The 23,159-nt window shown below is 70.8% G+C and carries 15 protein-coding genes; 7 read left to right on the top strand and 8 right to left on the bottom strand.

Features of this window, described 5'->3' with window-relative positions; translation table 11 throughout:
• Nucleotides 1-4: 4 nt before the first annotated feature.
• A complete protein-coding gene (locus WME97_RS21960; RefSeq protein ID WP_437554607.1) occupies nucleotides 5-2,320 on the bottom strand; it encodes a response regulator in 2,316 nt (771 codons plus the stop codon).
• Nucleotides 2,321-3,314: 994 nt separating this feature from the next.
• On the opposite strand from WME97_RS21960, the gene WME97_RS21955 reads away from it, so the two are divergent.
• A complete protein-coding gene (locus tag WME97_RS21955) occupies nucleotides 3,315-4,784 on the top strand; it encodes a protein kinase domain-containing protein (RefSeq protein WP_437554605.1) in 1,470 nt (489 codons plus the stop codon).
• 102 nt (nucleotides 4,785-4,886) lie between these two features.
• On the opposite strand, the gene WME97_RS21950 is transcribed toward WME97_RS21955, so the two are convergent.
• Nucleotides 4,887-5,735 (bottom strand): helix-turn-helix domain-containing protein, encoded by an 849-nt coding sequence (locus tag WME97_RS21950; protein WP_437554603.1) that lies wholly within the window; start codon nucleotides 5,733-5,735, stop codon nucleotides 4,887-4,889.
• A 188-nt stretch (nucleotides 5,736-5,923) separates the two neighbouring features.
• Here WME97_RS21950 and WME97_RS21945 point away from each other — a divergent pair, with 188 nt between their 5' ends.
• Entirely contained in the window at nucleotides 5,924-6,322 is a 399-nt protein-coding gene (locus tag WME97_RS21945) for a hypothetical protein (protein ID WP_437554601.1), read from the top strand.
• Nucleotides 6,323-6,328: 6 nt separating this feature from the next.
• On the opposite strand, the gene WME97_RS21940 is transcribed toward WME97_RS21945, so the two are convergent.
• The 4 genes from WME97_RS21940 to WME97_RS21925 all read right to left on the bottom strand — a co-directional run bounded on the left by WME97_RS21940 (nucleotide 6,329) and on the right by WME97_RS21925 (nucleotide 9,680).
• A complete protein-coding gene (locus tag WME97_RS21940; protein WP_437554599.1) occupies nucleotides 6,329-7,036 on the bottom strand; it encodes a DUF4336 domain-containing protein in 708 nt (235 codons plus the stop codon).
• Nucleotides 7,037-7,102: 66 nt separating this feature from the next.
• Nucleotides 7,103-7,708 (bottom strand): glutathione transferase GstA, encoded by a 606-nt coding sequence (gene gstA / locus WME97_RS21935; RefSeq protein WP_437555457.1) that lies wholly within the window; start codon nucleotides 7,706-7,708, stop codon nucleotides 7,103-7,105.
• Nucleotides 7,709-7,752: 44 nt separating this feature from the next.
• The gene (locus WME97_RS21930) at nucleotides 7,753-8,529 is read right to left on the bottom strand and encodes a Uma2 family endonuclease (protein ID WP_437555455.1); all 777 of its coding nucleotides are present in this window, start codon (nucleotides 8,527-8,529) and stop codon (nucleotides 7,753-7,755) included.
• Between the two features lie 272 nt (nucleotides 8,530-8,801).
• Entirely contained in the window at nucleotides 8,802-9,680 is an 879-nt protein-coding gene (locus WME97_RS21925; protein ID WP_437555453.1) for a formylglycine-generating enzyme family protein, read from the bottom strand.
• Here WME97_RS21925 and WME97_RS21920 point away from each other — a divergent pair.
• The 4 genes from WME97_RS21920 to WME97_RS21905 all read left to right on the top strand — a co-directional run bounded on the left by WME97_RS21920 (nucleotide 9,673) and on the right by WME97_RS21905 (nucleotide 14,679).
• Nucleotides 9,673-9,822 (top strand): hypothetical protein, encoded by a 150-nt coding sequence (locus WME97_RS21920; RefSeq protein WP_437555716.1) that lies wholly within the window; start codon nucleotides 9,673-9,675, stop codon nucleotides 9,820-9,822. The genes WME97_RS21925 and WME97_RS21920 overlap by 8 nt on opposite strands.
• A gap of 827 nt (nucleotides 9,823-10,649) precedes the next feature.
• Nucleotides 10,650-12,290: a hypothetical protein gene (locus WME97_RS21915; RefSeq protein WP_437554597.1), complete on the top strand. Its 1,641-nt coding sequence runs from the start codon at nucleotides 10,650-10,652 to the stop codon at nucleotides 12,288-12,290.
• A 222-nt stretch (nucleotides 12,291-12,512) separates the two neighbouring features.
• A complete protein-coding gene (locus WME97_RS21910; protein ID WP_437554596.1) occupies nucleotides 12,513-13,634 on the top strand; it encodes an acyl-CoA dehydrogenase family protein in 1,122 nt (373 codons plus the stop codon).
• A 178-nt stretch (nucleotides 13,635-13,812) separates the two neighbouring features.
• Entirely contained in the window at nucleotides 13,813-14,679 is an 867-nt protein-coding gene (locus tag WME97_RS21905; protein WP_437554594.1) for a hypothetical protein, read from the top strand.
• Between the two features lie 100 nt (nucleotides 14,680-14,779).
• On the opposite strand, the gene WME97_RS21900 is transcribed toward WME97_RS21905, so the two are convergent.
• On the bottom strand, nucleotides 14,780-20,803 hold the full coding sequence (locus WME97_RS21900) for an AAA family ATPase (protein ID WP_437554593.1): 6,024 nt from the start codon (nucleotides 20,801-20,803) through the stop codon (nucleotides 14,780-14,782).
• 63 nt (nucleotides 20,804-20,866) lie between these two features.
• Complete coding sequence (locus tag WME97_RS21895; protein ID WP_437554591.1) at nucleotides 20,867-21,853, bottom strand: response regulator; 987 nt, start codon at nucleotides 21,851-21,853, stop codon at nucleotides 20,867-20,869.
• Nucleotides 21,854-22,384: 531 nt separating this feature from the next.
• Between WME97_RS21895 and WME97_RS21890 the strand changes: the two genes are divergently transcribed.
• Nucleotides 22,385-23,140, top strand: a complete 756-nt coding sequence (locus WME97_RS21890; protein WP_437554589.1) for an SBBP repeat-containing protein — start codon at nucleotides 22,385-22,387, stop codon at nucleotides 23,138-23,140.
• The last annotated feature ends 19 nt before the right edge of the window (nucleotides 23,141-23,159 follow it).

Below are 23,159 nucleotides of genomic sequence, written 5' to 3'. Positions count from 1 at the left end.
GTCGCTACGCCTCCGCGCGGTGCAGCTTCTGAACGAACGCCGCGAGCCCCGGCGGCGACGACGTGAAGTGGATGCGCACGACGTCCTCGGCGCGCGCGTCGAGCTCGATCACCTTCGCGTGCAGCTCCCCGCCGAGCTGCTCGCCTAGCGCGCCGGACGGGTGGATCTGGAGGTTCGTGAAGGGCGCGGGCCGGGGATGGATCCGCAGCACGGCGCCGAAGGGCGAGAGCCCGAGGATGAAGGCGGACTGCGGCTCGCCCTCCACCCGCTTGCCCGCGAGGCGCGCACAGACGACCGGCAGCGGCGACGAGAGCGAGAGGATCTCGACCCGCCGCTCGGGCAGGTAGAGCCGCTCGGGGTTGTCGAGGCCCAGCACCTCGTGGACCAGCACGCGGTTCGAGAACCCCTTGACGGCCAGCGCGTGGCTCTGACCGAGCAGGAGCCCCACGCCGGCGGCGCGGCGCGTGGCGTCCGCGATGAGGATCTGTCGGCCCACCGTGCACGACTCGATGCGGGACGTCAGGTTCACCTGCGCGCCGACGACGCCGTATTTCGTGCGCGCCTCGGAGCCGATGTTGCCGACGACGACCGGGCCGGTGTTGAGCGCGATGCCCATCTGCAGCGTCGGCAGGCCCTCGGCGCTGTTCTTCTCGTTCACCGCGTCCATCGCGATCTGCATCTCCAGCGCGCAGGCGACCGCGCGGCGGGTGTCGTCGCCCGCGGGGAACGGGGCGCCGAAGAGCGCGAGGATCGCGTCGCCGATGAACTCGATGATCGTGCCGCCGCGCGCGACGATGATGCGCGCCATCTCGCCGAGGTAGCCGTTCAGCAGCCGCATGACGACGTCGGGCGGCATGCTCTCGGTCATCGTCGTGAAGCTTCGGAGGTCCGTCATCATGATGGTCACCTCGCGCTCCTCGCCGCCGAGGAGCTGGGCCTCGGGCGAGGAGAGCAGGCGGTTCACCACGTCGTCGCTCAGGTAGCGGCCGAACGTCTTGCGGATGAACTCGCTCTTGACCGACAGCTCCGCCGCGAGCTGCGAGAGCTGCTCGCGCGAGCGCTTCAGCGTGAGCTGCGTGTCGAGCCGCCCGAGCAGGATGTCGAAGTCGATCGGCTTCGTCACATGGTCGTTGGCGCCGAGCTTGAGCGACTCGACGACGTCCTCGCTCGCGCCGCGCGTCGTCACCATGATCACGGGGAGCTCGGCCTGCGACCGGCTCTGGCGCAGCGCGGAGAGCACACCGAGGCCGCTGATGCCGGGCATGTTCACGTCGAGCAGCACGGCGTCGAAGCGCTCGCGCGCGGCGAGCCCGAGCGCGCGGGGTCCGTCCTCGGCGGAAGCGGTGCGGTAGCCGTTGTTCTGCAGCACCCGGCAGAGGACGTCGCGGTTGCCTCGGCTGTCGTCGACAACGAGGATGGTGCCGCGCCCGCTGCCCTCGATCTCGGCGTGGACCGCGGGCTCCTCGTGCGGGGAGGGGATGCTGACCTTCACGCTCGAGGGCGCGTCCTCGTCGCCGTTCTCCATCGCCTGCACGATGGTGAGCAGCTTGCGCGACGCGAGCTCGATGTTGCGGATGTCCTCGATGTGCTGCGGGGCGACCTTGCCCTGCAGCGACGCCACGAGCAGGCGCGTGTAGCCGAGGATCTGGTTGATGGGTGTGTACGGGTCGTGGCCCCCGCCGTGCGGCTCGTGGAGCCGCTGCGGCTCGCGCCCCGCGGTCGACCTGGCCGGCGGCGCGGGCTGATGCGCGGGCAGCCCGCCGGTCGCCGTGCGCCTGGCCGGCGACGACGCCGGCGCGTGGCCACGGCCGGCGTCGTCGTGACGCGACCCCTCCGGGACACGCGAGCTCGGCGGCTCGGGCGGCTGGGTCGCGGGCGCCGCGGGGGAGCCCTCGGGCGGGTCCCACCGGTCGAACGGATCCTGCAAGGTGTAGCCGCTGCGCGCCGCGGCCGCGGCCGCGGCGGTCGGCCGCTCTCGCCAGCCGCGCGCCTCCTGCGACGCATAGACGCCGTGCGGAGAGAGCGGGACGCTCGGCCGATCTCGCCGAACGCGCGCGTCGGCCGGGAAGTGGCTGCCGCGCGCCGGCGGCGGCGCGTGCTGCTGAGGAGGCGGGAGGGTGCTGCCCCCGCGGTTCGATGCGGGCGCCGGCGGCAGGGCGCTGCCGCTGCCGGCGCTGGTGCGTGTCGGAGGCGGCGCCGACGGCAGGGCGCTGCTGCTGCTGGCGCGCGACGGGATCGTCTCCGGCGGGGTCCCTCGCGACGGCACGGGGCTGACCGTTGCCTTTTTGTGCGCGTCCTTGTCGGAGGGGGATCGGCTCATGGTTCCGGCGATTCTACGCCTGCGCGCGTAGACGCAACCATGGATGACACCCGCGCTTCATTTTTTATCGCACCCCTACGCCTCTGCTTCAGCCTCGGCGCGGCTGGATTTCCTCCGCCGGCGTACGCGCGAGCTCCGCGGGTGTCCAGGCCGTCTTCGGCTGGGTGAACTCTTTCAGTGAGCCGGCATCCAGAAGACGAGAGGCTTCAATCCTCCTCTAGAAGACAACCCGCCTGTCGCGGCGCGTGATCCGGGGAAGCGCGAGCGCCCCGCGCGGGTGGAGCTCCGGCCCGCCCTCCGATCTCGGACGATGCCGACACCCCAATGGGTCTCGCCCCGTCCTCGAGATTCCCGCGCTGGATGAAGAATGAAGACACGAGCGCCGCCCTCCATGCTGCCCGAACGGTGATTGTGGAGGTAAAATGAAAGACTTTTTTCGAAGTCAAGAGGTGTTGAGCCTCGCGCCCCGGGGGGCTCATCTGGCGCGGCGAGGTGAGCCCATGGATGAAGCCGCAGCGGATCGCGAGCCATGGCCGTACGACACGCACGCTTGTTCCCGGGCTCCCCACCTGTTCATCAGGTAACCTACCTTCAACTCCGTTGTTCAGCGTCACCGCCCGCGACGACGGGTGCTTTCGACCGGCCGGATGAGCGTGGCGCTCGGCATGCGCTCATGCGCCGACACCGGCGCACGGCGGATATCCGTCCATGTGGCCGTATCGCACAGGAGCGCTCCGTGGCCCCTGCGCTCCTGGGGGATGTAAGAGATGTAAGAGACAGGTTGGCTTCAATGTGCGCGGGTGCGCGACACGCGCGCAGACGTGACTGACGCGACTGACGTGACTGACGTGACTCACGTGGCGGAGAGCACTTTGTTTCTCTTGCAGAGGCAATGAAGGCGTCGTAGTGATCTATTTACGCCATTCGGGCGAGTTTTCGGCTGGAGCTGACGGAACCACCGGCTCGGGCCTGTGCGAGAAGGAGTAGCAGAGGTATGCCCCTGCACACCGGACAGATGGTGACGCCTTCGCTGAGGCTCGTGCGCATCCTCCGGCGCGGCGGGATGGGGAGCATCTGGGTCGCGGATAGGCTTCCGCTGAAGGCTCAGGTGGCCGTGAAGTTCATGTCGCCCGAGTACGCGGACGACCCGGGCTACGTCGAGCGGTTCCGGCGAGAGGCGGTCGCCGCGGCGCAGATCACGAGCCCGCACGTCGCGCAGGTCCTCGATCACGGCTTGACCGCGGAGGGCATGCCGTACATCGCGATGGAGCTCCTCCGCGGCGACGACCTGAGGACCCGTATCAGCCGCCAGGGCCGGCTGCCGCTCGGTGAGGTGGCGCGTATCGTGACGCAGACGGCCAAGGCGCTCGGGCAGGCGCACCGACTCGGCATCGTCCACCGCGACATCAAGCCGGACAACCTGTTCCTGACCCAGGTGGACGGGGAGAGCTTCGTCAAGGTGCTTGACTTCGGTATCGCCAAGCGGGTCCGGGACCTGCGGGTCACCTCGACGGGGAACGTGGTCGGGACGCCGCTGTACATGAGCCCGGAGCAGCTCGTCAGCCCGAGGGATCTCGATTTCCGTGCGGATCTCTGGTCGCTCGGCGTCGTCGCCTACCATGCCATGACGGGGCGGACCCCGTTCTCCGGAGAGACGCTCGCGGCGCTCACGCTCGCCGTGCACAGGGGGCGGTTCACGCCCCCCAGCGCGCACCGGATCGACGTGCCAGCCGCCGTCGACGAATGGATGGCGAAGGCCCTGCAGCAGGATCCGAGCGCGCGCTTCGGGTCGGCGAAGGAGATGGCAGAGGCGCTGGAGCGTGCGCTGTCGTCACGCAAGTGGGGCACCGAGACGCCGGCTCCGGCGGCCGGGGACGCGGCTGCGGAGAGCGTGGTCGAGGCCCCGCCCGTGAGCTCGCAGGACGGTGTGGTCACCCGGCGCAACCCTGTCATGACGTCCCCGTCGATACCGGTCGTGGAGGCGGATCTCTGCGAGGACGACGGCGGCGATGGCACGACGGCGGTCCTGGGCTCGGCGTCGAGCCGCAAGAAGCGCAAGAGGCCATCCGCGCGGCTCGCGGCGGCCGCCGCGATCGGCGCCGTGCTGGCCGGCGCCAGCCTGTTCTTCGGCGTCCGGTTCGCCGCGCCCGCTGCCGACAGCGCCGCGCTCGCCGCCGTCACTCCCCGCGCCGGGCTGGCGAGCTCGACCGAGTCGACGCTCCTCGCCAGCGTCGTGGAGGCACCCCGGCCGCTGCTCGCGCCGGAGCTCCAGGAGCCCGTCCAGGCCGCTGCGGCGCAGCCCGAGAGCGCGCCCACCAGCGAGGCCTCGCGGTCGACCTCGAAGAAGAAGCCCTCCGTGCGGCCCACGCGATCCCCCGGGCGGACCAAGACCATCCCGTCCACTGGGCGGCAGACCCGGCGCATCAAGCCTTTTCCCCGCAACGACATCGCGATGCACCGGTAGCGCTCCCGGCGCTGCTCATCGCGACGCGCGGGCAGCGCTCTCAGCGCTGCTCAGGGGAGCGCGGGCAGCGAACGGCCGTTGACGCGTGCGCGGCGCGCGCCCTCAGAGCGGGATCCGAGGGGATCCCTCGGCGGAGGGCCCTTGTCCTCGGCGTCGCGCCGTCGCGCGCAGCGCCTCCGCGGTCGCCTGGTCTGCGGGGAAGAACGACTCGACAGCGAGCTCGGACAGGGTGACGTCGATCGGCGTGCCGAAGACCATCGTCGTGCTGAGGAAGCTCAGGATACCGTCCTCCGTCCTGAGCCTGAGCGGCACCGCGACGGCGACCGGGTCGGGCTCGCGGGCGGGCTCGGGGCGCCTCGATCCTTCCGGCGACGGATAGCGGATGAGCTCTTCGAAGAGCGTCACGAGGGCGGGATCGGAGCTCACGTCGATCTGACGGCGCAGGCGGGCGAGGAGGTGCGCGCGCCACTCGGGCGAGTTCTCGATGCGCGGCGCGAGGCCGCCTGGGTGCAGGCTCAGGCGCAGCACGTTGATCGGGGGCTGGAGGAGGGCGGCGTCGGCGCCAGCCAGGAAGGGGCCGATCGCGCCGTTCGCGGCGACGAGGGTCCAGTGCCGATCGATGGCGACCGCCGGATAAGGCTCGTGGCCGGCGAGCACCAGATCGACCGCCCTGCGCGCCGCCGCGAGCGCCGGATCGCCGAGGCTGCGCTCCGGATAGAGCGGCGCGTACCCCGCCGCCACGAGGAGCTGGTTGCGGTCGCGCAAGGGCACATCGAGGCGCTCCGCCAGGTGGATCACCATCTCGCGGCTCGGCTGCGCGCGGCCGGTCTCGAGGAAGCTCAGGTGGCGTGTCGAGATGTCGGCCTCGCAGGCGAGGTCGAGCTGGCTCATTCGACGGCGCTGGCGCCACTCGCGCAGGAGACCCCCGATCGGCGGGTGTGAGCTCGTCATCGCGAGTCGACCCTAGCACGCCGGAAAATGACGCCCATTACCTGGGAGGTAATCGATCCCATGCCGAGGGCGCCCCAAGGTGAGCGGTGTCAGGGGCGCTGCGGACACCCGGCGCGCCACGCGCGTCAGCCCGCAGGTCCCGCCCACCGAGGGGCGATGAGCCCCGACCGCAACGAAAGGAGCCCACCATGTCGTTCGTGATCTCTGCTCGCTTCCTGCGCCGCGTCCTCCTCGCCGACGCGGCCCTCAGCGGCGCTACAGGCCTCCTCATGCTCGCGGCCGCGGCGCCCCTCGCCGGCCTGACCGGCCTCCCCGAGGCGCTGTTCCGCTGGGCTGGCGCGAGCCTGCTCCCGTTCGCGGCGCTCGTCGCATGGCTCGGCACGCGCGAGCGTCCGGCGCGGGGGGCCGTCGTCGCCGTCGTCGTCGCGAACGCGCTCTGGGTCGTCGACAGCGTGCTCCTCCTCGCGCTCGGCTGGTTCGAGCCGACGGCGATCGGCTATGCGTTCGTCGCGGCGCAGGCGCTCGCCGTCGCGCTCTTCGCGGAGGCGCAGGTCATCGGGCTGCGCCGCGCGCAGGCGGCCGCCTGAGAGCCCTCATCTCGCCGGCAGGAGCCGGCCAGCCCCGGCGCCGATCCACGCGAGCGCGCGGCGCGTCCGGTCCTTCGCCTCGCCTTCGATGACGTCGCCGTGGGCGACGACGACGCGCTCGAACTCCCACGCGAGGACGTCGGCGACGCTGCGCGCCGCCGCGGCGCGGTCCCTCATGAGCACGCGCCACACGTGGTCCTGGGCGGTCTTCCTCCACACGCCGCCCACCCAGAGGAAGACCTTCATGGCGAAGCTGCGGGCCTCATGCACGTTGAAGAGGAGATCCGTCACGATGAGCGTCCGCGACCGCGCGTGCAGGAACACGTGCTCCGCGATGTACGGCACGCCCTCGACGAGGCGTACGCCGAGATCGTCGCCGAGCTCCGGCGCCACGCCGGATCGGGGCAGCGGGGTGAAGCGGAGGCCGGAGAGCTTCTTCTCGAGCCCGGGCGCCCCGAGCACGCTCGCGCGCGGCCAGCGCTCGGTCGCGGCCCTCAGGAAGACGTGGTGGAGGCAGCTCGGCGCGACGAGGGCGCGCACCTCGCCGAGCGCGTCGATCTCCCGGGCGGTGTCGTCATCGAACGCCAGCGGTGAGTGGATGACGATGCCGCCGTCGGCCCGCCTCACGACGGTCGTGCGCGCCGGCAGATCGCCGAACGGCAGCCGGAAGTCCCTCTCGTACGCCCACACCTCGTCGGCGATCGCCCGCAGCATGCCGTCATGCAAAGCCGCGCGTGATCGTGGTGTCAAGGCGCGTATCCGCAGGGACTCGAAGGAGGCCTACCGCCTCCGCTCGGCCTCGATGGCGGCCTGCACCGCAGGGCGGGCGCCGACGCGCTCCCTGTAGCGGCCGAGGACGGGCCATCCGCCGAGATCGACGCCCGCGAACCTCGTCCACGTCGTCACGGTATAGAGGTACGCGTCCGCCACCGTGAACCGCTCGCCGAGGAGGTACGTCGCGCCCTCGAGGCGGTGCGCCACGTAGGCGAAGCGCCGGCCGAGCAGCGCCCTCGCCGCGTTCTTCTGCTCGTCCGGCGCCCGCGGCTTGAAGAGCGGCGAGAACTGCTTGTGCAGCTCGGTGCTGATGAAGCTCAGCCACTCCTGCAGCCGGTAGCGGTCCAGGGTGCCGGCCGGGGGCGCGAGCCCGGACTCGGGCCTCCGATCGGCGATGTACTGGACGATCACCGGCCCCTCGGTGAGCACCTCGCCGCCCTCGATCTCGAGCGCGGGCACGTAGCCCTTGGGGTTGATCAAGGTGAAGTCGGCGCCCGACCGGGTCTTCTTCGTGCCGAGGTGGACCTGCTCGAGCTCGAACTGGAGGCCGGCCTCGCGCAGCGCGATGTGCGGAGAGAGCGAGCAGGCGCCAGGGCTGAAATAGAGCTTCATCATCCGATTCACAGGAGGAGCGAGAGGAGCGCGGGCGCCGAGCGCTACTTCAGCGTGTCGGGATCGACGCCGAGCTCCCGGAGCCTCGCTGCCAGCCGCATTGCCTGCTGCTCTGCGGACTCGGCGCGCTGCTCTGCGGACTCGGCGCGCTGCTCTGCGGACTCGGCGCGCTGCTCTGCGGACTCGGCGCGCTGCTCAGCGGACTCGGCCCGTCTCGCGAGCTCCTTGCCAGCAGGCACGAGCTCTCCCTCGGGGGTGAAGAAGCGGAGCTGTCCCTCCTCGACGCCAAGGAAGAGCTCGAGCTGAGCGCTCCAGAGGCGTCCGGACGCATCGGGGGAGAGCGGCTCGTACTGCCCGTCGACGAGGTGGAAGCCCGAGAGCTCGAGCGTCTCCGGATGGAACCAGAAGTAGTCCGGCGTCCGGAAGACGTCCTGGTAGATCTGCTTCTTGAGGCCACGATCGGTGCCCTCGGTGCTCTCCGAGAGCACCTCCACGATCACGTTCGGGTACCGGCCGTCTTCTTCCCAGACGACCCAGCTCTTGCGTGGCCTCCGCTCGGTGCCGAGCACGACGAAGAAATCCGGGCCCCGGAAGTGCTCGGTCTTGAGCTGCCTGGGGCTGAAGTAGATGGTCAGGTTCCCCGCGGCGAAGAAGTCGGCCCGGTCCTTCCAGAAGAGGTCCAGGCTCTCGAGCAGCAGGATCATCTGGACGAGGTGCTGGTAGCTCTCCATCGGCGGCTCGTTGCTGTACAGATCGCCCGGCGGAGCGACGACGCTCGGGTCGACGATCTCCGCCGGCATCGCGAAGGCGAGGGACGTCATGTCGGAAGCCTGCCGGAGGATCCACCTCGCAGCAAGGTCCGCGACGCACCTCGCCGTGTCCGCGTAGCCGCTCGACAGCTTGCGGATCCCGGGTGCGCTCATTTCGAAATCCGCCCTTCTGTGGCGTCGCCGCCAGGGTGCCTCGTGTTCGTCCTGCCCGGCCAGCGCAGCGTCCGTCGCTGTCGCACGCCGGCGCGTGGTGGCACCGCGCGCTCGAGCTCAGCTCGCTCGCGTCCGGTCGCGCGAGGGCCGCCCTCGGCGACGGCTGGGCGCTACGGCGTGCGCGCGCAGCGCACGCCGACGCCGTAGTCGCCGCGGTAGTTCGCCGGATCGTAGGAGACCGCCGAGCGATTCGACGACAGGAGATACGGCATCAACCCCGTGTGGAAGCCGCCGCCAGGCAGCACCCGGTTCGTGGCGCCCGTGAGGTTTGCGCAGTCCTCGCAGGGGCTCACGTAGTTCGCGTAGACGTCGAGGTTCCACTCCCACACGCTGCCCGAGAGATCCCACTGTCCATAGCGCCCGACGCCGAGCGGCGTGCTCCCGACGTCCGGCACATTCACGACGCCCGTACAACTGCCCCGCCTTCCGCTCGGATAGTAGCAATCGTAGATCGCATACTGGTTGCCAGAGCCGGGATCCATCGAGCCCCAGGGATACATGCGCTGCTCGTCTCCGCCGGCGGTCGCGTATTTCCATTCGGCCTCTGTCGGCAGAAAGCCGCCGTCCCAGATGCAGAAGGCGTGGGCCTCGTACCAGTTCATGAACGTGAGCGGCAGCATCTCGTTGTCGCCGGCGTTCGCCGTCCAGGTGCCGTACACGGTGGGGGTCAGGTTCTTCGTCCACGTGGCGGCCGCGCCCTGGCCCGTCGGAATGTACCTGTCCCAGCTCGAGTTCCACCCGGACTCGAAGCTTCCGCGCTTCGCGCCATCGGCCACGCCCTGGCCGTCGTTCAAATGCGTGTGTTTGCCGCTGCCCGCCGCAGGCGGGGAGCCGCCGGCGACCAGGTAATCGACGTACTGCCGGAAGCGGCCGACGGTCATCTCGTATTTGTCCAGGCGAAACGAGCTCACCGTCGCGGGATCTCTCGTGTTGGTCGCTCCGCTGCCGTTGTTGCTGTACGTTCGATAGAAGGTGCCGCCCGTGACCAGCAGGCTCGTGCAGCAGCTCTCGCTGCCGTCCGGGCCGCACGTCGAGAGCCCAGGTCCGCCGGGCGCGCAGCTCGGCGGCTCGTCGACGCTCGGGCCACCGCCGGATCCACCGCTCCCGGCCGAGGCCGAGCCGCCGCCCTGACCGCTCGTGCTGTTGCCGCCGCTGGATGTGCCCGCGCCTCCGCTGCTGCTGCTCGTGGTACCGCCGCTGTTCGTGGCACCTCCGCTGCTCGTGGCGCCACCGCCGCCCGCGTCACCCGGGCTCGATCCATCGGCGTCGTCGCTGCCGCACGCCGCAGCGCCGAGCGCGAGAGCGAGCGCGGCGCACCATGCACCATGCCGCTGCCGCCCGCGTTCACGGAGCGCGGCGGCTCCCACGTAGGAAGCCAGTGCGTGCGCTGCGCGGCGAGCCGCCGCGTTGCATCGGAGCTTCCCTGTCTGTCGCCTGCGGACCATAGGTGGAAAGTACTTCACTCGAGCTATCATGTCTCCACGGAAATCGGAGACAGCGACGCTCAGGAAGTGTCGTTGTAAATTTGCTCTCTTGTGCGTCGGCCCCAACCATTCACCGACGCATCGATCGAAGGTCTGCGCGCCTCCCGGTGCTCGTGTTCATCGCTCGGAGCGTGCAGCTGAGACCATTTTATCGCGTGGGCGCATACGGCTCGTCGCCGAGCTTCGGGTATACCGGGGGCGAGCGGATCCATGGTTCGGGGCTGCAGCCTCCAGCGGATGGAGGCGCGCGCCGCCGATCGAGAGCCATGCGTTCGTCCGACACCCTGGCCGCACGCCGCAGATCCTCAGCGGCGCGGCGCTTGCTTGACCGCTGCTCGCACGTGGATGCGCGCGCGGCCAGCGCGCGACGCACGCCGCGATCTACCTGGAGACATCACGATGACCGAGCGCGCGTTTCCCCTCGTCCCTTCGCCTCTTTCGCCGGCGCCTGCGACGCCGAACCTCCATCGTCCCATGGCCCCGGATGCGCTGCCCCGGCGCGGCGCCGCGGCGCTCCTCGTGACCGCGGGCGTGCTCTGGTCGAGCGCGGCGGCGCACGCGGCAGAGCCAGACTTCAACCACGATGGGTATGCCGATCTCGTCGTGTCGGCTCACGCCGAAGACGTGAGCGCCGCGCAGGACGCAGGCGTGGTCCACGTGATCTATGGATCGAGCCAGGGTGTCTCCGCGACCGGCGCCGGGGGCACCGGACGCACCGATCAGGCGTTCGCTGCCGGCTCGCTCGGGATCGCAGGCGTCGCGCCGGAGGCGTGGGACAACTTCGGCAAGGCGGTCGCCTGGGGCGATTTCAACGCCGACGGGTGGACCGACCTGGCGATCGGTGTCCCGTCCCGGAATGTCGATGGACTGCAGGCGGCAGGAGCGGTGGCGATCATCTACGGCCTCCCGGCCCAAGGCTTCCTCGCGGCAGGGCTCCGGCCGGGCGGCATGGATGGCAACGCGAAAGCGCAGCTCATCACCCAGGACTCCACCGGCGTGGCCGGGACCGCGGAGAAGGCAGACAGGTTCGGCGCCGCGCTCGCGTCGGGCGACTTCAACGGCGATGGCATCGACGACCTCGCCGTAGGCGCGCCAGGGGAAGACTACCCAACTGGCGGCGTCAACGTCATCTATGGCTCGGCCACGCCCCAGGGGCTGGGGTACGGGAAGGCGGGCACCCTCCGGCGCTGCCTTGCGCCCCAGGGGAGCATCTGTCCCTCGAACACCATCTTCCTGGCAGGCTCGACGCTCGCCGCCGCCGATTTCGACGGCGATGGTTACGACGACCTCGCGATCGGGAGCGACTGGTACTCGCGAGGCCTCGTCACGTTCGTCTACGGTACAGCGTCCGGCTTCGCGGCGAGGGACCTCTACATCCTCCGGCAGGGCCACGAGCTGCCGGGGCCGTCCAACGAAGGCGACGAGTTCGGCGCCGCGCTCGCCGCCGGAGACTTCGACGCCGACGGGTTCGCGGATCTCGCCGTCGGCGCGCCCGAGGACTTCGTGCCGGTGCTCGGCGGATACGACGCACCTCAGGGATCCGTGAGCGTGGTCTATGGCACGAGCGACGGGCTGTCGACCCTCGGCAGCCAGCGCTTCTTCCCGTCCTTCCTGGGGAACCCCGGGAACGAGCTGATCGGGTTCGGTAGCGCGCTCGCCACCGGCAACCTCGACGGGCAACACGGGGACGATCTGGTGATCGGCGCGCCGTACGAGTCGGGAGCAGGGTACTCGGGGAATGGCGCGGCGTATATCCTCTACGGCATCTCCGGCGGGCTATCCATCCTCTCCCGCAGGCACTGGACTCAGGAGAGCTCCCTGGGGGCCTTCCTCTTCGCTCCGATATGCGACGAGTTCTACGGGAACGGCGATCACTTCGGCGAGGTGCTCCGCGCGGGCGACTACAACAACGATGGAAGGGCGGATCTCGCGGTCTCCGCGCCAGGAAAGAGCCTGACAGCCGACGTCGGCCACGAAGGCATGGTCTTCGCGCTCACCAGCGGCGGCAACTTCTTCGACAGCGATCCGCGCAACTTCTCCTCCGCGCGGTCGCTCCGGCAGGGGAGCGATGGCGTGAACGACCTCGGAGAGGCGAACGACCGTTTCGGGCAATGACACGTCGGTAGGGCCGAACGCGGCGACGCTCGGCCGCGGGCCGCGGGACAGCTCGCCTCGGACGAGCGCGCCGGGCGGCGCCACCTCGATCGCGATCCGTCGACCGGCAGCGGGCCGGGAGCGCCGCCGCGGCCGGGCGGAGCCGCTCCGCCGACTGCCGTCGGCGCCGCGCTCGGTCGGGTCGCTGGGTCGCGTCGCCGCCGCGGCCTACACTCCCTTCGCATGTCCCCCGGATCGCCCACGCCGCCCGCCGCGGCCGGCTCCGCCGCGCTGATCGAGCGCGCCCGCCGGCTCGCGACGCTCGTGCTCGCCCCCTCGGCGAACGCCACGGATCAGGCCGCGACGGTTCCCCGAGAGCACATCCGCGCCCTCGCGGACGCAGGTCTCCTCGGGATCGCGACGCCTGCGTGCCACGGCGGCCACGGCGCCCCGCCGCGGGTCGCGCGCGAGGTCCTGGAGATCCTCGCCGGCGCCTGCGGTGTGACGGCGTTCGTCCACATGCAGCACGCCGCCGCGTGCCCGCTCATCGCGCGCGGCGACAACGAGGCGCTCAAGGAGCGCGCCCTGCCTCGTTTCGCCTCCGGAGAGCGCTTTTGCACCGTGGGCTTCTCGCACGTCCGCCGCCCGGGCCCACCGATGGTCAGGGTCGAGCCCGACGGCGACCGGCTCCGCTTCGACGGCACCGTGCCCTGGTTGACCGGCCATGGGATCGCCGACGATGCGGTCATCGCCGGCGCGCTCCCCGACGGACGCTTGATGTACGTCCTGACACCGCTGCAGGCGGGGGATTCCATCGAGGCATCGCCGCCGCTCCGCCTGAGCGCGATGAACGCTTCGGCCACGGTGTCGCTGACGCTGCGAGAGCTACACGTCGGCCCCGAGCAGGTGATCGCCACCCTGACGCCCGAGCAGCAGGCCGCCCGCGACGTGGCGGGATTGCTCACGCCGTCGGCGCTCTCCCTGGGCGTCGCCGGCGCCGCCACGGCCCTGCTCGCGGATCTGGCGGAGCGCCGCGGCAGCGCGCGCCTGGCGGGCGCCGCGCGGGCGTTCGAGGACGAGAGGGAGGCCGCCCGCGCCGAGGTCGATGCATGGGCGGACCGGCCGGAGGACGATGGCCATGCAGAGCATGCGGTCCGCGCTCGCGCCTGGTGCATCGATCTGGGCGTCAGGGCCGCGCACGCCGCGGTCGCCGCGACCGGAGGCAGCGCCAACCTCCTCGACAACGCCGCGCAGCGCTTCTTCCGCGAGGCGATGCTCTATTCGCTCACGGCCCAGACGCGCGACCTGCAGACAGCGACGGTGGAGCGGCTGCTCGAACGGGCGACCCGCCCCAGGTTGGGGTGACGACCGCGTCGATGGTGCGATGACGGTCGGCGAGGTGGGGATGGGGCGTCACCGAGGGCCTCCTCAAAAACGTTGCAGTCTCTCCCGAGGCGCTCCATGGCTGGGTCTGGATGGCGGGTCAGAGCAGGAGCGCGCCCCGCCACCCTCGCCGGGTGTCCTCGGCGCCCCTGGAGGCCGCATGAACCGCCCGACGCCCCCCGTTCCCTGGTCCCCGCCCCTCTGGCTGACGCCCGACAGGATCGTGCTCGCCGCAGTCGTCGCGTTCGCGGCGGCGGCGGCGCTGCCCGCGGTCCAGGGGATCCCGACAGCGCGCTACAAGATCGAGGTCCAGCCGGGTGCCGTCGCGGTGGTGGCCCTCTCGACGGCGTTGCTCAGCTTGATCCTGGTCCGCTTCGCGCTGCGCGCGACGACCGCCCGAGTCGCGTCGCTGCGGTGCGTCTGGGGCGGCGCGCTCGCTGGTGCGCTCAACGCCGGCCTGTCGCTCGCGGGCATGGGCGTCATCAGGCACGGAGATATGGGCAGCGCCCTCTGGGAGCTCGTTGGGGGCTCCCTGTTCGGCAGCATCTTCGGGGGGCCGCTCGGCTTCGTCTTTGGGGCCTCGTACGCCGTCGTCGTCGTGAGCGCCGTGCGCGCGCGGCTGGATCCTTCGCACGACGGCCCCGATCGGGTGCTCACGACCGTGGGCGTGTGGCTCTTCCTCGGGGGAGCGTGCGCGGAGCTCGCCCGACAGGGGGTACCCGTGGCGGTGTCGCCGTCGCGCCTTGCCGTCCTCGGGCTTGGGCTGGCCGCGCTCGGCGCGGCGCGGCGGTACGCCCGACGGGCATGGCTGGCGCGCGTGGCCGCAGGCGTCGAGCCCGCGTGGCAGCTCGACGTGCTCCGCGGTGAAGAGCAGGGGGCGGGGCTCCTGCCGCTCATCCGGCCCGGTGGGCGGCTCCAGGACGGCGTGCTGCTGTACAGGGCGCCTGGGCACGATCGGTACCGCAGCGTCGCGCCGAGCGCGCCGGCTGCGCTCACCACCCTTCCTGAGGCTCGCTCAACAGGCTGAGGGCGACCCGACCCAGGTTGGCGACCGGACCCAAGGTCAGGGCGACCCGGAGGCTCTCTCCCTCCCACCCTAGGCATCGTCCCCCGACCGAGGGGACTCGCTACGTCGATTCCTGCGGATCCGCGCGGCCGTCGGCGCCGCCTGGGCCGTACGCGCCGACGAAGTCCCGCAGCCTCCGGGTCTGGTAGCTGCGCGCCAGCGTCGTGAGCTGCTCGATCCAAGGTCTGAGCCGCGGATCGTGCTGCGCCATCCGCTCCGCCTCCTCCACGATCTTGTGGACGAGCCCCTTCTTCGCGAGCGCCGACAGGAGCGCCAGCTCTTCGGCCGGAGGCGGCGCGAGGTGGCCGCCGCCTTCGGGCTGCTTTCCCTGCGCATCGTGAGCGGGGGCTTCATCGCGGCGAAGCCACTCGATGCCCAGCAACCGCGATATCTTGTCCAGGAGCGCGCTCGCCACGACGGGCTTGGGCAAGAAGTCGTCGCAGCCGGCGCTGGCGCATCGCTGCCGCTCGGCCTCGGATACGCTCGCCGACGAGGCCAGGATGGCGACTTGCCGGAGCTCGGGCATGAGCCTGAGGCGACGCGCGGTCTCGTGGCCATCCATGTCCTTCATGTACACGTCCAGCAGGATGAGCGCCGGCGCGCGCTGCGCGGCCACGCGCAGCGCCGCCTTACCGCCGTCTGCCTCGCACAGATCGAAGCCGAGCGGGCCGAGGAGCCCGCGTACCACCGCGCGATTGTCGGAATTGTCGTCCACGATGAGTATCGTGCGGCGCTCCCCCGGATAACCGATGATCGTGTCCCACCCCCTGGCTTCGCCTGGGCTCGTCGCGAGCTGCGCCTCGGCGAGCGGGAGCGTCACCGTGAAGACACTGCCCTCACCGACCTCGCTTTGCACCTCGATCGCACCACCCATCTGCTGCACGAGCTTCTTCGTGATGGCGAGGCCGAGCCCTGTGCCCTCGCTCTTCGCGCTCTGCTCCCCCACCTGCTCGAAGGGCTCGAAGATGCGCGACAGGTGCTCCGGGGCGATCCCAGGACCCGTGTCCTCGACCCGGAACCGCACCATCCGCCCTGCAGCGACTGTCTCCTCCAGCACCTCGACACGGAGGGACACGCGTCCCAGCTCGGTGAACTTGATGGCATTGCCGAGGAGGTTCAAGAGCACCTGCATCAGCCGCTTCTCGTCGGCACGGACGGCCTGAAGCGCAGGACCGCGCAGCTCATGGGAGAACGTGATCCCCTTGGCCTCGGCGCGCATCCGGCACAGGTCGACCACCGTCCGCACGAGCGCAGGCAACCGGAACTCTGTCAGCACGGAGTCCATCTTGCCCGCCTCGATCTTGGCCAGGTGCAGCAGGTCATTGATGAGCGAGAGCAGGTGCTTGCTCGACTTCTGGATGACCCGCAGGCCCTCCCGCCACGCCAGCGGGACGTCGGGCGTTCGCTCCAGGATCTGGGCATACCCCATGATCCCGTTGAGCGGCGTTCGCAGCTCGTGGCTCATGCTGGAGAGAAAGTCGCTCTTGGCCTGGCTGGCGCGCTCCGCCGCTTCCTTGGCGATGCGGAGCTCGACGGTGCGCTCCTTGATCTTGGCCTCCAGGTCCCGGTAGAGGAGCGCGTTCTCCACGGCGATGGCGGCCTGCGCGGCGACCACCGACAGGAGCTCCACCCGCTGCTCGGGGAACGCCGCAGGCACCTCGCGATGCTCGAGGTAGAGCACGCCCACGAGGCGCCCTCGATGCGACAGGGGGAGCGCCAGGAGCGAGAGCACCGGGTGCGCGGCCAGGTACGGATCGGCCGCGAAGCGCGCGTCCGACCTGGCGTCGTCCACCACGACCGGCTCGTTCGTGCGCGCCACGTAGTGCGCGACCGTCCTCGCCACCTCGCTGCTCTGCGAGAGCGGCTCGGACAGGCCCGTCTCGATGCGGCCCCCCTCCACCGAGAGCCGCGCCACGACCGAGAGCTCTTCGCCTTCGCCGAGCAGCAGGACGCCGCGCTGCGCGCCGGCGCTCTCCAGCACGAGCTCCATCAGCCGGCCGACGACCCGCTCCGGGTCGAGCTCGCTCGACAGCGCCCGCGCCGCGCGCACCGCGGTGTTCACGTCGAGCTGCGCGCCGCCGGTGACCCCCGTGGTGGTCAGCGTGGCGACGCCCGTCGTGCGGCGGCGCTCGGCCGCCGCGGGCTGGGCAGGCGCGCGGAGCAGGGCGGGCCATCTCGCCTCCAGGTGAGCCACCACCGCGTGCGCTTCCCAGCGAGCATAAGCGTCCCTGGCCTCGCGCAGGTACACCGCTGCGATACGGCGCCTGCCCGCCTCGAGGTGAAACTCGGCGCAGAGCTGAGCCGCCAGGGCTTCGATGTGAAAGAATCGCTGCTCGCGCGCGAGCTCGATGGCCTCGTCGTACCTGGCCATGGCTTCGTCGGTCTTGCCCTGCACGCGGGCGTGCTCGGCCTCGAGCAGGCGCAGCTTGTGGAGGAAGTTGTCCGCGCTCCCCTCGGCGAAGTACCTCAGCCGCGCGAGGCCCTGCTCGATCTCCTCGCGGAGCTCGGCCCGCTCCGCCGCGTCCGCGGCCTCCGGCCAGCACCTCGCGGCCGCGAGCGCGAGCCAGAGCGGGATGTCCGTGACCGGGGGGAAGCCGAAGATGGACACGCGGAACTGCTCGGCCTCCCGTGCCCGCGAGAGGGCCATCGGGTACGCGCCGGCGACGAGGAACAGGTGCGCCTCGAGGATGCGCGCCAGCTCGGCTGCCATCCCGTCTCCGTCAGCCAGGAGGGAGCGCGATCCTCGCGAGAGCGGCTCGCCCGACAGGAGCCTCCGTGCGCCGTCGGCGGTCGTCAAGAGGTCGCACCACGACGCGATCGCCTCGAAATAGTGCGTCCCGAGCGCGGTCCCCGCGCGCTGCATCAACCCCCAGCGCGCCGCCCTGTGCGCCTCGAGCTGCCCGAGCGGCTGGCCGCGCCACACTCGGAAATAGAACAGGTCGCCTTCCAGCCCCCAGCTCGCCCCCTGGAACGAGCCGACCTTCAGGCCGGTCGCGCAGGTTCGCTCGAAGATGGGCCCCATTTCATCCGCAGGGCGGGAGTAGGCCGTGTATTGCCCCTGGAAGGACAGACACTCTGCCAGAAAGGGCGACGCGACGCGCTCGGCCGCGCGCACACCGGGGCCGACCCAGCTCGCGGCGCGACGATACATGCCCGTGCTGAGCGACCACACGTTCGCGAAGCAAACGATGATGAAGGGAGAGACCGGCGTGAGCGCGCGCCGCTCTCGCACCCTCAGCACGGCGCGGGCGATCACGAGCCCGGACAGCATCGGCTGACCGCCGATCGCCGCGCACACCATGAGGTGCATCGTCAGCGCATCGATGAGCACCTGCTCCGGGGAGGGATCGAGCGGCATCCGTTCGAACGCGTCCGGGTCGCGCTCGAACCACCGATCCAGCTCGGCGGACTCCTCGACGAGCGCGGCGCGGCGCGCCTCGTCCGCGCCCGGAAATGCGATGTCCTGCTCCGTGAGCGCGGCGAGCCCGAGCTCGACCCCTCGCGCGAACTGGCCCGCCGCCTGGGCGCTGCGGACGCGCATCTCGTGCGCCGAGAGCCTGGTGAGCGCCGGCAGCGGCCTGGCGAGCAGCCGCGCGCACCGCGCCTCGACATCGTCGAACTCCCGCAGCAGAAAGGCCCCCTCGATCTGCTCGAGCGCGAGCTCCGCGCACAGCGGCGCGTCCTTGCGCCAGGCGTCATCGCCCAGCAAGTCCTGCGCGGTCTCGGCGAGGCTCAGGAGGAGCCGGTACGAGCTCGCCGCCTTCGCAGCGCGCGCGGCCTCGAGGTTCAGCCGCGCCAGCGCCTCGCGCTCGCCTGCGGAGTCCATCCGCGCCGAGCCCAGGTTCAGGTGCCGCACGAGCTCCAGGAGCTCTTGCGGTGTGCCCCCCTGCGTCCGATGCCGCGCCCACAGCCGCCGGCCGATCTCCAGGTGCGCCAGGACGCGCTGCGCCGGCGGGGCCCGCTCGTAGCTCGCCTGCTGCACGCGGTCGTGCAAGAAGCGGTATTCCGCGTCGAGCGCTCCTTCTGCGGTTCCGGTTCCGGTTCCGGTTCCGGTTCCGGTTCCGACCTGCCCCAGCGCCTGCGCGGTCCGGTAGGCTCCATCGGCCGGCACCACCAGCTCCTCCCGCAGGGCGGGCCACAGCGCGCCGGTCACACGGGCGCGTTCCCATCCGCTGAGCCGCTCGAGGTCGTGGAGGTGGAAGGCGTGCCCCGCGCACGCCGCGAGCCCCAGGAGCTGCTGTGTCGCTTCGGGCATCTCGAGCAGCTTGTCCGTCAGGAGGGCGACGACGTTGTCGGTCACCTGCGCCTGCTCGATCTCCTTCTGGCCCCAGCGCCACGCGCCGCTCTCCGGGTCCCGCGCGACCTTGCTCTGCCGGTGCAGTGACAGCAGCAGCTGCTCCATGAAGAACGGGTTTCCTCGCGTCTTTTGCCACAGGATACGCGAGAGCGGCTCCACCCGCGCCGCCTCGCTGTTCAGCGCCCGCGCTGCCCATGCCTGCACGTGCTCCGCCGACAGGGGGTGCACCGACATCCTCGATACCCTCGCCCCGCTCTCCTCGACCGACGCCACGAGCCTCCACAGCGGGTGCTCGGGGGGCGTCTCGTTGTCGCGGTACGCGGCGATCACGAGGAGGTCTCGTCGCTCTGCGTCGGTCAGCAGCGTCCTCAGGATCTCCAGCGTGGCGCTGTCGGCCCACTGCATGTCGTCGAGGAACATCACGAGCGGCGCGTTCGGCGTCGTGACCGCCCGCACGAAGTTCAGCCAGGTCAGCCTCTGCCGGGCGAGCACCTGCTCGCCCTGCACCGGCGGCACCGGCGCGAGCTTGCCCATGATCAGGTCGAGCTCCGGCACCACGTCGGCGATGAGCCGGGCGTTGTCCCCCACGTCGGCCCTGATCCGCTCCTGCCACGCCGTGAGCGTCGGCTTCGGGCTCGCCAGCCACTGCTGCATCAGCGCCCCGAACGCCTGCGCCATGGCCGCGTAGGGCGTCGACCGCGCGAGCTGGTCGTGCTTGCCCGAGATCAGGAGCCCGCGCCCCGCGCGCGCGATGTCCCGGTAGACGGTGCGCACGAGCGCCGTCTTGCCGATTCCGGACGGGCCGCCGATGAGCACGAGCTCCGCCGCGCCCTCGGCGGCGCGGGCGAAGGCTGCGCCCAGGAGATCGCGCTCCTGCTCTCGCCCGACGAGGACGTCGGGCAGCAGCAGCCTCTGCGAGAAATCCTTGTCCCCGAGCGCGAAGCGCTCCACCGCGCCGCGCTCGCGCCACGTGCGCAGCGCTCGCTCCAGGTCTTCCGCTGCCCCCTTGGCCGTCTGATACCGCCGGTCAGGGTTCTTCGCGAGGAGCCTGGACACGATCGCCGCGATGCCCGGAGGCACGTCGGGTGCGATCTCGTCGAGGGACGGCGGCTCCTTGGCCAGGTGCGCGTGCACGAGCGAGAGCGGGTCGCGCTCGGTGAACGGCAGCCGCCCCGAGAGCGCCTCGAAGAGCGTCACGCCGAGCGAGTAGAGGTCGGTGCGGGGATCGAGCGCTCGCGCCGTGCGGCCCGTCTGCTCGGGCGACATGTACGCCAGTGTCCCCTCGAGCCCTTCGGGGATGCTCGCCGCCGTCGCCTCCAGCGGCAGCGCCGAGGCGATGCCGAAGTCGAGCAGCTTGACCTGCGTATACGCCGCGTCGACCAGCACGTTCTGTGGTTTGATGTCCTTGTGTGTCACGCCTGCCGCGTGCACGGCCTCGAGGGCTCGAGCGAGGAGCGCTCCCAGCCTCAGCCCAGCTTCCACCGGCAGGCGCCCGCGCTCGGCGAGCTCGAGATCCAGCGACCGGAAGCCGGGGTCCTCGATCACCAGCGCGGCCGTGCCGCCCAGCGGCAGGAGCTCCCGCGCCCGTGCCACCCCCGACACATCTCTCAGCTGTGTCAGGATGTGATGCTCATGCAGGATGCGCCCCGTCACGCGCGAGCTCGGCGCGGCCGCCACGGGGAGCTTGAGCACCACCCTGTCGCCGGAGCGACGATGGACCGCGCGGCACACGCGGGTCTCGGCCCCTTCGTGCATCACCTCCCCTACAACGTAGTCTCTCAGATCCATCCCGGTTCAGCTCCTCCTCGGGTCCGGCGGAGACGCCGGGCAACAACGGAATTCTGCGGTACTTCAGCGCTCGGGCCTGTGCTGGCGGCGGTCGCGTGTCCGCAGCGCGTGCTCCACGCCCGACTGGAGGGTGGCCTTCGTCACGAGCTGATCGAGGTGCAGGTCGAGCGCCACGAGCGTTTGCGCTGCCTCTGCGCGGATGCCCGTGACGACCGTCCGCGTGCCGAGCAGCGAGAGCCCCATCGCGGCTTGCACGAGCATTCGCGCAACCGTCTCATCGACTGCTTGTACGCCGGTGATGTCGATGATGAGATGGTCCGCCCCGCGCTCGCTCGCCCCGCGCAGCGCTGTCTCGACCGCTTGTTCGGCGCGCTCGACGTCCACCGTGCCGATGAGGGGCATCACGAGGACGCCATCGATCATCGGAATGAGCGGAGCGGACAGCTCGAGGAGCCGCTCCCGCTGGGCCGCGATGATCTGCTCTTGCAGCGCCGCCCTGGCCGCCTCGGCGCGCTCGCTCTGCATCAGCTGCTGCGAGAGCCGCTCGTTCGCGTCGCGCAGCATTTGCACGGCCTGCGCCAGCGCCTCCTCCGCCTTGGCGCGCTCCCGGATCTCCTCCGAGAGCCTCGTATTCCGCTCCTCGAGGGCCCGCGTTGCGCGCCGGAGCGAGATCTGGGTGTGCACCCGCGCCAGGAGCTCGGTCTTCTCGAACGGCTTTGTCACATAGTCGACGGCGCCCACGCGGAAGCCCTGGAGCCTGAACCTCGCTTCAGCGAGCGCCGTCATGAAGATGACGGGGATGCCCTGCGTCGCCGGATCGGCCTTGAGCCGCCGGCACGTCTCGAACCCGCTGAGGCCGGGCATCAGCGCGTCGAGCAAGACGAGGTCCGGCTGGGCCCGGCTGACCAGCTCGATCGCCTCTTCACCGTCGCGCGCGACCGCGACCTCCAGGCCATCCGACATGAGCGCGTGCGACAGCACGGCCAGGTTGTCCGCGCTGTCGTCCACGATGAGGACGAGGCCAGAGAGCGGAGTTTCTTGTTCTTGCATGGGTCTCTACCGGCTCAGCACGATCGAGCGAGCCTCGTGCGCCCGCTCGCAGTGCCCCAACGGACGGCGGGCGAGCAAATGCGTACAACGTGAGCCGGCGGCCCCATCACAGGAAACATTCGGTCTTCTCTTTTTCCGTTCGTACCACGGGCTGTTCAGCCTTAACATACCTTTTGTAGGCGTAAGCGGAGAGGGGTGCAGGTGCGGTGGAGAGGGTAGGCTGAGCCACACAGGTCATCTATTCCATCTACAGTACGCATGAGATGGGCGCTTTCCGCCTGGTTCCGAGGTCGCATGTCGGCTCGCCTCACGTGCTTTCCTTGACGAGGAGGCCTCCCCTTTTTTCGGCTCTGACGCTCCATCCCCATCTCCAGGCGCTGGAGCTCCTCACGCTCGGGCGTCGTGAGCGCTCCCGGCCCGCTGGCCAGTGCTCCGGCCGTCCGCCGTCGCCAGACGTACCGCCTCCGCCTTGAGAGCTGCGAGCCAGGGTCGCAGCTGAGCTGCTATTCGGGGCTACCGGGGACGCAAGGCGTGGGGCGCTGCACCGCCGGGGCTCGGACCTGCCTCCCAGACGGATCTGGCTATGTCCCGTGCACCGGCGAGATCACGCCGTCAGCTGAAGACTGCGCCTCGGAGGCCGACGAGGACTGCGATGGTACGGGGCAATGCTCGCTTCCGCCGCTTTGGTCCGCCGCGCTGGGCGGCGCTGGCGCTGACGCCGCCTACGGCGTCGCAACGGACGCCGCGGGCAACCTCTATGTGACGGGCGCGTTCGAGGGGACGGTCGATTTCGGGGCGGGGCCGCTCGTGAGCGCAGGATCCGTGGACGTGTTCGTGCTCAAGCTCGACCCGGCAGGCCATGCGATATGGAGCAGACGATTCGGCAGCAGTCCGTACGGGGAAGCCGGAACCAAGATCGCGCTCGACGCGAGCGGCAACATCCTCCTCGGCGGGATCTATGGCGGCGGCACCTTCGACCGGCCGCCGTCTGTGGACTTCGGAGGCGGCCCGCTCCCCTTTACCGACGACTTCTCGTCGAGCGCCGTCTTCGTCGTCAAGCTCGATCCGGACGGGAACCACCTCTTCAGCCACGGATACAACGCCGGGAACGGCCTGAGCTCGATCCACCTACGAGACATCGCGGCAGGTGCCGCGGGTACCTCTACTGCGCTGTTCGTCTACCACCGCATCGCGCTCGTCGGCGACTTCACGGGTACAGCCCACTTCGGCGCCGGCCCGCTCACCGCCACGGGCCGGGACGGCTTCGTCGCGGTCTTGGCCCCCTGACGCACGCGAGCGCGCCGAG

Source organism: Sorangium sp. So ce367, from assembly GCF_051520455.1.
GTDB classification, from domain to species: domain Bacteria; phylum Myxococcota_A; class Polyangia; order Polyangiales; family Polyangiaceae; genus Sorangium; species Sorangium cellulosum_B.
This window is presented reverse-complemented; position numbering and strand designations above follow the sequence as displayed.